This is a genomic window from Kribbella sp. VKM Ac-2566 (assembly GCF_004366005.1).
Classification (GTDB): Bacteria; Actinomycetota; Actinomycetes; order Propionibacteriales; family Kribbellaceae; genus Kribbella; species Kribbella pratensis.
The window spans coordinates 112,330-124,016 of record NZ_SODT01000013.1 but is presented as its reverse complement, the minus strand read 5'-3'; the positions used below and the strand labels follow the sequence as shown (position 1 = coordinate 124,016).

At 68.5% G+C, this 11,687-nt stretch carries 9 protein-coding genes; 4 read left to right on the top strand and 5 right to left on the bottom strand.

Annotated elements, in window-relative coordinates; translation table 11 throughout:
* Window positions 1–47 precede the first annotated feature (47 nt).
* From EV647_RS31260 to dxs, 5 genes are all read right to left on the bottom strand, one after another.
* Window positions 48–1,349, bottom strand: a complete 1,302-nt coding sequence (locus EV647_RS31260) for a hypothetical protein (RefSeq protein WP_134009383.1) — start codon at window positions 1,347–1,349, stop codon at window positions 48–50.
* A gap of 61 nt (window positions 1,350–1,410) precedes the next feature.
* Window positions 1,411–2,892 carry an amino acid permease gene (locus tag EV647_RS31255; protein WP_134009381.1) on the bottom strand — a complete coding sequence of 494 codons (1,482 nt, stop codon included), beginning with the start codon at window positions 2,890–2,892 and terminating at the stop codon, window positions 1,411–1,413.
* A 70-nt stretch (window positions 2,893–2,962) separates the two neighbouring features.
* Window positions 2,963–4,318: a hypothetical protein gene (locus tag EV647_RS31250; protein WP_238177485.1), complete on the bottom strand. Its 1,356-nt coding sequence runs from the start codon at window positions 4,316–4,318 to the stop codon at window positions 2,963–2,965.
* 66 nt (window positions 4,319–4,384) lie between these two features.
* A complete protein-coding gene (locus EV647_RS31245; RefSeq protein ID WP_134009379.1) occupies window positions 4,385–5,719 on the bottom strand; it encodes a hypothetical protein in 1,335 nt (444 codons plus the stop codon).
* Between the two features lie 9 nt (window positions 5,720–5,728).
* Complete coding sequence (gene dxs, locus EV647_RS31240; RefSeq protein WP_134009377.1) at window positions 5,729–7,615, bottom strand: 1-deoxy-D-xylulose-5-phosphate synthase; 1,887 nt, start codon at window positions 7,613–7,615, stop codon at window positions 5,729–5,731.
* A gap of 119 nt (window positions 7,616–7,734) precedes the next feature.
* On the opposite strand from dxs, the gene EV647_RS31235 reads away from it, so the two are divergent.
* The 4 genes from EV647_RS31235 to EV647_RS31220 all read left to right on the top strand — a co-directional run bounded on the left by EV647_RS31235 (window position 7,735) and on the right by EV647_RS31220 (window position 11,682).
* Window positions 7,735–8,235 (top strand): DUF402 domain-containing protein, encoded by a 501-nt coding sequence (locus EV647_RS31235; RefSeq protein ID WP_134009375.1) that lies wholly within the window; start codon window positions 7,735–7,737, stop codon window positions 8,233–8,235.
* Window positions 8,236–8,419: 184 nt separating this feature from the next.
* The gene (locus tag EV647_RS31230; protein WP_202876369.1) at window positions 8,420–8,749 is read left to right on the top strand and encodes a hypothetical protein; all 330 of its coding nucleotides are present in this window, start codon (window positions 8,420–8,422) and stop codon (window positions 8,747–8,749) included.
* 2 nt (window positions 8,750–8,751) lie between these two features.
* The gene (locus EV647_RS31225) at window positions 8,752–11,163 is read left to right on the top strand and encodes a DUF4132 domain-containing protein (protein ID WP_134009373.1); all 2,412 of its coding nucleotides are present in this window, start codon (window positions 8,752–8,754) and stop codon (window positions 11,161–11,163) included.
* Between the two features lie 24 nt (window positions 11,164–11,187).
* Complete coding sequence (locus EV647_RS31220) at window positions 11,188–11,682, top strand: DUF402 domain-containing protein (protein WP_134009371.1); 495 nt, start codon at window positions 11,188–11,190, stop codon at window positions 11,680–11,682.
* Window positions 11,683–11,687: the final 5 nt, after the last annotated feature.

The following is an 11,687-nucleotide window of genomic DNA, read 5'->3' as shown; positions in this document are numbered from 1 at the left end:
CTGGGGGGCGGTACGGAGCCGGAAGCCCGCTCCGTCCCCCAGCACCTTCAGCCCTTGAACTTCTTGGCTGCGGCGACGAGTTGGGCCGCGGTCAGGCCGGTGTCCTTGGTCAGGACCGCTTCGCCGTGCTGCGAGAGGTCGACGTACAGGGTGGCGAGTTTCTTCTCGCCGAGCTTGTCGGCCAGGTACTCGAGGATCCACCAGCTGGTTCCGTAGGCCCGGTCGGCGTCGTCGGCGAAGACCTTCTCGTTGGGCAGCGCTGTCAGCTTCGACAGGTACTTCGCTCGGACGCGCTTGCGGTACGGGTCGACGGACCAGTGCGGATCGTCCTCGATCGAGCGGCAGCGGACGTATTCGGCAAGACCTTCGACGGCCCAGATGGGCGCGTTGACCCCCAGCGTCGAGGTCGCCACGTGGGTCATCTCGTGGACCAGGAGGTCCTTGTCGAGCTTCTTGCGGAGTGCGGGGTTCACGACGATCCGGCTGCCGATCGGGCGCCCGATCGGCTTCCCCAGCTGCTCCCCCTCGAACAGCGTCACGGCCTTCGCCGCGATCGTCCAGCCGCCGCCGCTGCCGGCCGTCCAGAGCGTCGACATCACCCCCGGCAGCGGCATCGCCACGACCAGCACCGCCCCGTTCCACGGCCGCTTCCAGTGCTTGCGGACCGACGTCACGGCGTTGTCCGCGACCTTCGCGACCTTCGTGCCGAGACTCGCCTCGCGCTTGTCGACGACCACCACGACCTTGCCCCGCCGGACCAGCTGGACCTCGTCGAAGTCCCACGGCTGGCGATGGCCGGCCTCGGTCAGCAGCTCGTCGATCGCGGTGTCGTCGACGAGCACCCAGGCCCCGGCCCGCGGCACGAAGGTGTACCCGAGGTCGGTCTGCACGGGCCGCGGATCCAGCCCGGCAATCTGGTACCGCATCATCACCCGCGTCGAGAACGCCCGCGTCCCGAACTTCTCGACCAGGGCCGGCGCCCCGTCGAACCCGTCGGCGGTGAAGTACCGCAGCGTGCTGAACCCGAACTTCCGCAGGTTCGTGAACAGCGTCCGCTGCCGCGCGACCAGCTCGGTCTGCTTCGGGTCGACCGGGGCCAGGAACGCCTTCAGATCGCCCTTGAGCACGGCGGCCGATCGTCGGGCCAGGATCACGTCCAGCGCCTTCTTGCGGGCGGCCTTCTGCGAAGCGGTGAGCTGTCCAGGCGGCGTACTGGGCGATGCCCGCACGGCGAGCACGGTGGTCCCGGACGCAGCGTCACCGTGCCAGGCCCTGACAGCGACAACCCCGCCGGACGCGACCAGCGCCAGCGCGGCAACGCCTGCGAACAGGCGTTTCGGGTGGTTCATCGGTGTCCCCCTCGGACGGTCGGCTGATCCTAACCGCAGCCGACCGTCCCCGGGGACCGGATCAGGCCTTCTGGACCTCGCCGGTGCGCTCCTCCAGCCCGACGCGGCTCCGCCGGTAGCCGTACACGGCGTAGAGGACGAAGCCGAGCACCATCCAGATCGCGAACCGCAGCCAGGTCTCCAGCGACAGGTTCAGCATCAGGTAGAGGCAGATCAGCGCCGCCAGGATCGGGATCACCGGGTTGCCCGGCACCCGGAACGAGCGCTGGATGTCGGGACGGCTCCGGCGCAGCAGAGGCACCGCGATCGACACCAGGGTAAAGGCGGCCAGCGTGCCGATGTTCACCATCTCCTCGAGCTTGCCGATCGGGGTCACCCCGGCCACGATCGCGACGAGCACGCCGATGCCGATCGTCAGGCGGTACGGCGTACCCCACTTCGGGTGCGTCTTGCCGAGCTCCCGCGGCATCAGGTGGTCGCGGCTCATCGCGAACACGACGCGCGCGGCGCCGATCATCAGGGTCAGTACGACGGTGGTCAGACCGGCGACCGCACCCGCGGAGATCAGCGTCGCGAATCCACCGCGGCCGACGGACCGGAACGCTTCCGCGAGCGCGGCCTCACCGCTGATGTCGGAGTACTTCACCATGCCAGTGATGACGATGCAGACCAGCACGTAGAGGACGGTGCAGATGGCCAGTGAGCCGATGATGCCGCGCGGCAGGTCGCGCTGCGGGTTCTTCGCTTCCTCGGCCGTGGTCGCGACCACGTCGAACCCGATGAACGCGAAGAACACCAGCGACGCGCCGGACACCAGGCCCATCACGCCGAACGTCGACGGCGTGAACCCGAACAGCGCCTGGAACAACGGCGTCGTGATGGTGACTCCCGCATCAGGGGTCTCGACACTCGGCGGGATGAACGGCGTCAGGTTCGAGCCCTTGATGTAGAACAGGCCGGCGACGATCACGAACAGCACCACGAACAGCTTGATCGCGACGAGCACCAGGTTGACCCGCAGGGACTCCTTGATGCCGATCGTCGCGAGGGTCGCCAGCACCAGGACGAGCAGCATCGCCAGCACGTTGACGTTGCTGTCCGGTCCGATCGACGACGGCCAGCCCAACCCGATCTGGTCGAGGAACAAGGCGGCGTACGTCGACCAGCCCTGGGCCACGACGCTTGCCCCGAGCATCAACTCGAGCAGCAGGTCCCAGCCGATGATCCAGGCGAAGATCTCACCGAGCGCGAAGTACGAGAACGTGTACGCCGAACCCGACACCGGCACGGTGGACGAGAACTCGGCGTAGCACAGTGCGGCCAGCGCGCAGCAGACGGCGGCCAGCACGAAGGACAGTGCGATCCCCGGACCGGCGTACAGCTTGGCGGCGCGGCCGGTGAGGGTGAAGATCCCGGCACCGATGATGACGCCGATGCCGAAGACGGTCAGATCGACCGCGGTGAGGCGTTTCTTCAGCTGGTACTCCGGCTCGTCGGTGTCGGCGATCGACTGTTCGATCGTCTTCTTCCGCACAAGACTCATCTGCGCCTCCTCAAGGTGGACGGAACCTCTTCGAGGTTGCTCCTCTGACAGCGCGAGGTCAAACCGGCACTCAGCGTTGTGGCCGGTATGTTGTCAGTGACGTCCAGAGGGTCGCTTCGGTGAGCCCGGTGCGACTCAGCAGGATGCGATCGCGGGACGCCTGATCGGTGCCGTTGCGCGCCATGTCCTCGTACAGCTCCTCGACCTTGCCGAGCCCGATCCGCTGCACGAGAAAGCGCACCGCCAGCCAGCTGACGCCGTACACGTCGGCGGAGTTCTGGTAGAAGCCCGCGTCGCTCGGCAGCGCGCTCAGCTGCGGTACGGCGTCGTCGATGACCTCCTGCTCCCACTTGCCGACCTCGCCCGGTCCGCTGACGGCCTCGATCCCGCGCCAGGACACGTACTCCGCGGCGCCTTCGGCCAGCCACAACGGTTCGTACCCGCCGAGGTCCGCGGTCGCGACGTGGGTGATCTCGTGCGACAGCAGGATCTCGTCGACGCGGTCGCGCTCGTTCGGGTTGATCACGACGTACCCGCCGGCGACCGCACCGTCGGCGGTGTCCTGACCGGGCAGCGAGGAGAACGTCGTACCGGTGCTCGCCGCGGACTCGATGTCCTCGTCGGCGAACCTGGCGTCGCGGACCTCGGTCTCGTCGAGCGCGATCACGAACACCGAGCCGGTCCAGTGCAGCGGCCAGTACGTCGCGACCTCGTGCAGCCCCTCGGCCGCTTCGGTGGCGATCGCCCGGCCGCGGCTCGTGTCGCCCTTCTCCACGACGACGAGGACCCGTGGACCGCGCTGCACCTCGATCCGGCCGAGGTCCCAGGCCTCGCGGTGCGCGCCCGGCCCGAGGTCGTTGTCCAGTTCGTCGTCGGCGGTGAGCAGCCAGTGGCCGCCGCGGGCGACGAACGTGTAGCCGAGCTCGGTCGTCACCGGCGTGAAGTCGACCTTCGGGATCTGGTACCGCATCAGGATCCGGACCAGGTACGTCGTACTGCCGTGGGCCCTGAGGACGGCCGGGTTGAAGCGCTCCTCGGCCTGGCTGTAGCCGAGCTCGGTGAAGCCGATCTCGACCAGGTTCGCGAACAGGATCTTCTGCGCGGCGCGGAGTTTCTTGTTCGCCGGATCGACGTCGGCCAGGAACAGCGCCTCGTTGCCGGTCTGCACGGCCTGGGCGCGGCGGATCAGGATGGTGTCGATCGCGACCCGCCGGGCGGCGACCGTGGCGGCGATCCGGGACGGCTTGGTGGCCTTCGGCGGCGCCGGTGTCGCGGTCTGCGTGGCGGCGGCGCGCTCGTGGGCGTCCTGCTCTCGTTGTTCAACGGTGTAGACGACGCCGCCCGACACCAGGGCAACCGCCAGCACCAGGCCGAGCCAGCGGCGGGGCCCAGCAGGCAGCCCTTCATTGGGCGTCGTCGCACTCACTTCGGGTCGTTCTCCTCCGAGTACCCGATCGTTGCAGCCGGGCTACCCTACTCGACGCTCGCCGCTTTACGCTGCGGCTGCCGCCTTGAGGGCGGCGAAAAGTCCCGCCTCGGTCATCCCGAGATGCTCGAGCATGATCCGGTCGCGTTCCTTCTGCGTCGAGCCGAGCGCGGCCAGCTCCCGGTACAGCGTGCCGACCTCGACCCCGCCGAACCGCGTGAACAGGTAGTCGAGCGCGAGCCAGGACAACGGGTACGAACTGTCGGCCTGGTCGAAGAACGTGTCGTCGGCGGGCAGGCTCTTCGCCTTCGCCAGGTACTTCGTCCGCACGTCCAGCCGGTACTCCTTGATCGCCAGGTCCTTCTGCCCGTCCATCGGCAGGAACTCGACGTACGTCGCGGCACCTTCGACCAGCCAGCGTGGGCCGTACGGACCGTACGGCGCGGTGGCGACGTGGGTGAACTCGTGGGCCAGCGTGCGGGCGTCGACCTTGTTCCGGTTGTGGGGATTCACGACGACGTACGAGTCGGCCCGCTGTCCCTCGCCAGTGACCTCGCCGGGCAGCGTGCGGTACACCCAGGTCGCCATCGCGAGCGCGTCCTCGGCGTTCTTCGGCTGTGTGTAGTCGGCGCCGCGGACCAACTTGTCGTCGAGCGCGATCACCACACCCGATCCGTTCCAGCCGCCGGGCCAGCGCTTCGAGACCGCCTGCACCGCGCTGAGCGACATCTTGACCAGCTTGTCCGCAAGGGCGTCCTGGCCCTTCTCGACAACCACGAGAACGCGGGCAGCGCGCTTCACGAGGACCGCGTCCATGTCCCACGCTTCCTGATGCGAGCCGCGCGGCAGGCGCTGGTCCAGGTCGGAGTCGGAGACCAGCATCCAGGTGCCGTTGGGCCGGGAAGTGAAGGTGTAGCCGAGCATCGCGCGGACCGGGACCAGGTCGATGCCGCGGATCTGGTAGGTCATCGCGACGGCCACGAGGTACGTCGACGGGCCGTACTTCTGGGCGATCGTGTCGTCGTACTGCTGGGCCAGTTGCTGGTAGGTGAGCTTCGCGAATCCGAACTGGCGCAGGTTCGTGAACAGGGTCCGCTGGCTCGCGACGAGCCGCTTGTTGCCGGGGTCGACGTCGGCGAGAAACGCCTGCTCGTTGCCGGCGAGGACCGCTTCCGAGCGGCGCCGCAGTACCTGGTCGACGGCCGCCGATCGCGCGGCCTGGTCGACCGTCGGCGTGTTGGTGGTGGCGTCGGCGGCGCGGCCGTCGGTCTGGCTGGAGCGATGCAGGGCGAGACCGCCGGCCACCGCGACCGCAACCAGGGCGATCGACAGCAGGACCGGCCAGACGCGCGAACGCCGGCGCGTGGCCGCGTGGCGGCTGTGTCGCCCTGCCTCGGCCACGGTCCCCTGCTACGTACCCGGGCGGTCGCCGGCGGTGTCCGGCTCGCTCAGAGCTTCTGCCTGCTGCGTGAGCTGCTCGGTGATTTCCCGGGCCACCTCTTGGCCGGTGAGCCCGATCGCCTGCAGTACGACGGCGCGCTTGGCGTGCTCGAGGAACTCCTGCGGTACGCCGAAGTCGCGGAAGGGAGTCGCGACTCCTGCATCGCGCAGCGCTTGGGCGATCATCGTGCCGCAGCCGCCGGCGCGGCCGTTGTCCTCGATCGTGGCGACCAGCTCGAATTCCTTGGCCAGCTCGACCAGCTGCGGGTTCACCGGCTTCACCCAGCGCGGGTCGACCACGGTGACACCGAAGCCGTGCGCCTCCAGGCGCTGCGCGACCTCCATCGCGGTCGCCGCCATCGCGCCGATACCGACCAGCAGCACGTCCTTGCCTGATCGATGGAGTACATCCATCTCCCCGACGTGGTCGATCGCCTCGATGTCCGGGAACACCTCGCCCTTCGCGTAGCGCAGCACCGTCGGGGCGTCGTCGACCGCGACGGCCTCGTTCAGGAGCTCCTGGACCCGCTTGCCGTCCCGCGGAGCGGCGAGGCGCAGCTCGGGGACGAGGTTGGCCAGGGACATGTCGTAGATGCCGTTGTGGGTCGGGCCGTCATCACCAGTGACGCCCGCACGGTCGAGGACGAAGGTCACGCCGCACCTGTGCAGTGCGACGTCCAGCAGCAGCTGGTCGAAGGCGCGGTTGAGGAACGTCGAGTAGAGGCCGACGACCGGGTGCAGGCCGCCCAGCGCGAGGCCGGCGGCGCTGGTCACCGCGTGCTGCTCGGCGATACCGACGTCGAAGATCCGGTCCGGGAACTCCTCCGCGAACGGCGCGAGTCCGGTCGGGTGCAGCATCGCCGCGGTGATCGCCACCACGTCCGGCCGCCGGTGGCCGATCTTGATCAGCTCGTCGGAGAACACGTCCGTCCAGCCGCGCGGCTTGTTCACCGGGCGGATCTGGTGGAGGTTGTCCTCCTCGTCCTGCTCGGCGGCGGCGTACCCGAAGCCCTTCTTGGTCACCGCGTGCACGATCACCGGGCCGCCGAACGCCTTGGCGTTGCGGAGCGCGTCCTCGAGCGCCTGCCGGTCGTGACCGTCGACGGGACCGACGTACTTGAGGCCGAGGTCCTCGAACATGCCCTGCGGGGCGAGCATGTCCTTCAGGCCCTTCTTGACGCCGTGCAGCACCTCGTACATCGGCGGGCCGACGTACGGCGTCCGGCCGAGGTTCTTCTTGATCAGGTCGAGGACCTTCTCGTACCGCGGGTTGGTCCGCAGGCTGGTGAGGTGGGTCGCGAGGCCGCCGACGGTCGGGCTGTACGACCGGCCGTTGTCGTTGACGATGATGACGAGGTTGAGGTCCTTGGCGGCGGCGATGTTGTTCAGCGCCTCCCAGGCCATACCGCCGGTCAGCGCGCCGTCGCCGATCACCGCGACCACGTGCCGGTCCTCGCCGCGCACCCGGTACGCCTTGGCCAGGCCGTCGGCGTACGACAAGGCGGTCGAGGCGTGGCAGTTCTCGATCACGTCGTGCTCGGACTCGGCCTGGCTCGGGTATCCGGACAGGCCGCCCTGCTGACGGAGCGTGCCGAAGTCCCCCGCCCGGCCGGTGACGAGCTTGTGCACGTACGCCTGGTGGCCGATGTCGAACAGGAGCCGGTCCCGCGGGGAGTCGAACACCCGGTGCATCGCCAGGGTGACCTCGACCATGCCGAGGTTCGGGCCGAGGTGGCCCCCGGTGCGGGTCACCGTCTCGACCAGCACGTCCCGGATCTCGGTCGCCAGATCGGTCAGCTGTTCATCGGTCAGCTTCTTGAGGTCCGCCGGACCCTCTACCGTCTCCAGCACGCGCATCGAGCTCCTCCTGCGGGTCGTCCTCGAATGCTTGAGTCTATATCTCAGACTCCAAGACGCCCGCCGGGTGTGCCTGGTTCGGAGGTGTGCTGGGTCTCACTTAGGGTGATCGTGTGGAGATGGTGAGGACCCTGTTCCGGAAGTACGACGGGCAGCCGCATCGCCTGGTCGAGGCGGTCCGGCTCGGCGAGGACGAGCACGGCCTCTGGGTCGGTTCCGCCCCGGGTACCCGCGGGCAGCGCGCCGACGGCAGCTGGACCACGATCGACCACCACCGGGTCCGGCTGTTCCCGCACGGCCAGTGGTGGAGCGCTCTGTTCAACGACGAACCGCACCAGACCGCGATCTACTGCGACATCACGATGCCGGCCGAGTTCGGCGTCGACTCGGTCACCGCCGTCGACCTCGACCTCGACATCCGCCTGCTCCGCGACGGCACCGTGCGCGTGATGGACGAGGACGAGTTCCACGAGCACCAGGTCCGCTACAACTACCCTCCCCAGGTGATCGCCACCGCTCGAGCGACCTGCGACCACCTCGCCACCGTCATCACCACGGCAGAACCGTTCGTCACGGCGTACAAGCCGTACCTCGAACAGATCCGCGCGCTCGCACGGTAACCGGCTCCCGTCGGCTAGGAGCCCCCCTGAACCAACGAGAGCCGGTCACGATGACGACCTCTGGGCCGGCACGCCACCATCCTCCGTCGCATTCCGCGATCGGTCCACTCCCCACAGCAAAGTTGCATCAAGTTGCAGGAGCATTGGGCCCAGAGATGGGCGGAGGGCTGACTATGCTGCGGCGGTGGGGATCACGGTGAAGATCGTCGAGGTGTCGGGGGCAGGGCGGGTCGGTACGACGACTCTGCTGGAGCTGGTGTCGAGCAGGATCACGCTGCGCGACCTCGTCCGGACGCGCGTCCGGGAGGAAGTCGCGCGCTTGAACGCCGAGCCGGACCAGCAGCGGCACCTCGACTGGGAGCAGCAGGCCGATCGGGCGATCGAGGCGTTCGGGCGGAACGGGTTCTTCGTGCTGGTCGACGACCGGCAGGTGACCGAGCTCGACGAGGAACTCGAGCTGACCGCGGACTCCGACATCCGCTTCGTGCGCCTGGTCCAGCTGGTCGGTGGCTGAGCGTGGCAGGCGATAGTGAGGCCGCCACGCTGGTGGCCGCGGCGCTGCAGGCCCTGCGGGGCCGGTCGTGGACAGCTGACGCCGATGCTCGGGCTATGCCCGAGATCCAGGTGATCCTGCAGGCCCCGGACGCCCTGCGGCTGGAGTGCATTCTCACCGTCTCGGATCGGGTCAACAGCTATCACTGCGCCCAACTGTTGTTGGTGATCGCGCGGAAGCGCCTCCAGCTGTCGGCGGCGCACATCGAGCGGTTACTGACCCCGCGCATCGGCCAGTTCGAGCAGTCCCAGGGTTGGCGGAGCAGCGAGGCTCTCCGCGCGGTGAGCCGCCAGATCGAGCACGCGTACGCCGCACTCCCGGGCGCGGAGCAGGAACTCTTGAAACCACTGCTCGCGCGTGCGGCCGAGCAAGTTCAGGACGCGGCGACGGCGACGAGGCTGCGGAAACTCGTGGGCCCTGAAGAGGGGCTCCGCGTCGACCTGATCGACGAGGGGGACGACATCGGCCCTCGCCTGCGCTGCGCGCTCGAGACAGCTGACGAACCGGCCGAGGCGCGCGCGGCGGTGCTCGATCTCCTCGCGGCGTTTCCCACCCAGGGCAAGCCCGCGAAGAAGTGGCTCACCGAGGCCGAGCGCGTGACCGGCCTGTTGTCCAAGCCCGCGGCTCTCATCGGCGCCCTCCTCGACGCGGCTCTCGACGCAGCCGATATCGAGCCGCGGCGCACCACCGCCGTCACTCGCTACGTCACCGCGGGCAATGAGGCCTTCCTGTGTGGAGTTGTCGCGATCGCCGGCGTACTGCGGGACCCGACGCTCCTGCCGCAGCTTCGGCGGCTCGCGGTCAAGACCGTGACCGTGATCGGAGGCCAGTTCGGCAATCCCCGAAGCCTCCGGCTCGCCAACTCGTCGGCGCAGGCGATGGCCGATATCGGCGGTGCGTCGTCGATCACCGAGCTGCTCGCGCTCGAGCGTTCCGTTCGCCACGGGACGCTGCTGAGGCAGGTCCGCAAGGCCATCGACGCGCTGGCATCCGCGCAGGGACTGACCCGCGACCAGTTGCTCGAACGCGCCGTCGAAACCCATGACCTCGACGCCGACGGCAAGCGCCGACAACCGCTGACGCGGGGATCGGCCGAGCTCGTGGTGGACGGAAGAACGGCAACCCTTCTGTACGTCGACGAGAAGCAGACGCCCCGGAAATCGGTGCCGCCTGACGTGAAACAGACCGAGGCTGAAACGCTCGCCGCGCTCCGCAACGAGCTCAAGGCGATCCGGAAGACGATCGCCGGCGAGCGCGTGCGGCTGGACGGCCTGATGGCAGCGGACCGCCGCTGGCCACTCGACAACTGGCGCACCTGGTACCTGGACCATCCGATCACCGGCCGGATGACACGCACGCTGGTCTGGGTCTTCAGCACCCCGGACGGGCCGGACGTCGTCGGAGTCCCACTCGATGCCGCGACGGTGGTCACGAGTTCGGGTCAGCAGGCCGCGATCCCGCCGGATGCGGAGGTGCGGCTCTGGCACCCGATCCACGCGACCGCGGACGACGTACGCGCCTGGCGACGGTACTTGCTCGAGCAGCAGGTCGTTCAGCCGTTCAAGCAGGCGTTCCGCGAGCTCTACGTGCTCACGCCCGCCGAGGAACAGACCCGCGTGTACTCGAACCGATTCGCCGGTCACGTCTTCGGGCAGGTCCAGGCCCGCGCGCTGATGAAAGGGCGTGGCTGGGCGCCGGTCGCGGTCGCGTGGTGGGACGACGGTATCGACCACGGCGTCGCCCGGCGTACCTTCGACGCAGCCGGGATCCGCGCCGAGTTCTACTTCGACCCGATCCACGACCAGGAGCCGGCCGCGACCGACCTCTACCCGTACTGCACCAGCGATCAGGTGCGGTTCGTCGACGTACGGACCGATGAGACGATCGAGCTCGCCGAGGTGCCGCCGCTCGTCCTGACCGAGGCGCTGCGCGACGTCGACCTGTTCGTCGCGGTCACGTCGATCGGCGCCGATCCGGAATGGCTCGACCGCGGGACCGAGCGCCGCTTCGAGACGTACTGGCATACGTTCGGCTTCGGCGAACTGTCCGCGGCCGGCGAGATCCGCCGCGAGGTGCTCGAACAACTCGTCCCGCGGCTGGCCATCGCCGACCGGTGCGAGTTCGAGGACCGCTACCTGACGGTGCGCGGCGATCTGCGGACCTATCGGATTCATCTGGGCAGCGGCAACATCCTGATGTCACCGAACGACCAGTACCTCTGCATCGTCGCCGCTCGCGACAGCCAGGCGCAGAAGCTGTTCCTCCCGTTCGACGACGACCCCGTCCTCAGCCTGGTGCTCAGCAAGGCGTTCCTGCTCGCGAACGACACGGCGATCAAGGACCCCACGATCGTCGCCCAGATCAACCGCCGCTGACCCGGCGGCCGATAGGTTTAGGTCATGCGTGATGTCCGGGTGGTGTACCGAAAGTTCGACGAGAAGCTGCACTGGCATCAGTGGATGCGGTATCTGGGCGAGGACGAGTACGGCCTCTGGCTGGGCGCGCCGGCGGGGTCCGTGTCGCAGCGCGGGGACGAGCCGGTGGTGACCCAGGAGCAGGCGCATGTGCAACTGTTCCCGCGGGACATGTGGTTCACCGCGATCTTCAACGATGAGCCGCGGTACACCGAGATCTACGCGGACATCACCACGCCGGTCGAGTTCTCCGCGGACGTGGTGACGATGATCGATCTCGACCTGGACGTGATCAAGCGCCGCGACGGGACCGTGTTCATCGACGACGAGGACGAGTTCGCCGAGCACCAGGTGAAGTACAGCTACCCGCCCGACGTGATCGCCACCGCTCGCCGGACCTGCGACTGGCTCGTCGGCGCAGTCTCCACCGACGAGCCGTTCCTGACGGTCTACAAGACCCACCTCGACAAGATCAGATAACCGAG

Excerpts from the sequence above, each read along its gene's own strand:
- EV647_RS31260 (WP_134009383.1), bottom strand. The coding sequence starts at position 1,349 with ATGAACCACCCGAAACGCCTGTTCGCAGGCGTTGCCGCGCTGGCGCTG.
- EV647_RS31255 (WP_134009381.1), bottom strand. The coding sequence starts at position 2,892 with ATGAGTCTTGTGCGGAAGAAGACGATCGAACAGTCGATCGCCGACACC.
- dxs (WP_134009377.1), bottom strand. The coding sequence starts at position 7,615 with ATGCGCGTGCTGGAGACGGTAGAGGGTCCGGCGGACCTCAAGAAGCTG.
- EV647_RS31235 (WP_134009375.1), top strand. The coding sequence starts at position 7,735 with ATGGTGAGGACCCTGTTCCGGAAGTACGACGGGCAGCCGCATCGCCTG.
- EV647_RS31220 (WP_134009371.1), top strand. The coding sequence starts at position 11,188 with ATGCGTGATGTCCGGGTGGTGTACCGAAAGTTCGACGAGAAGCTGCAC.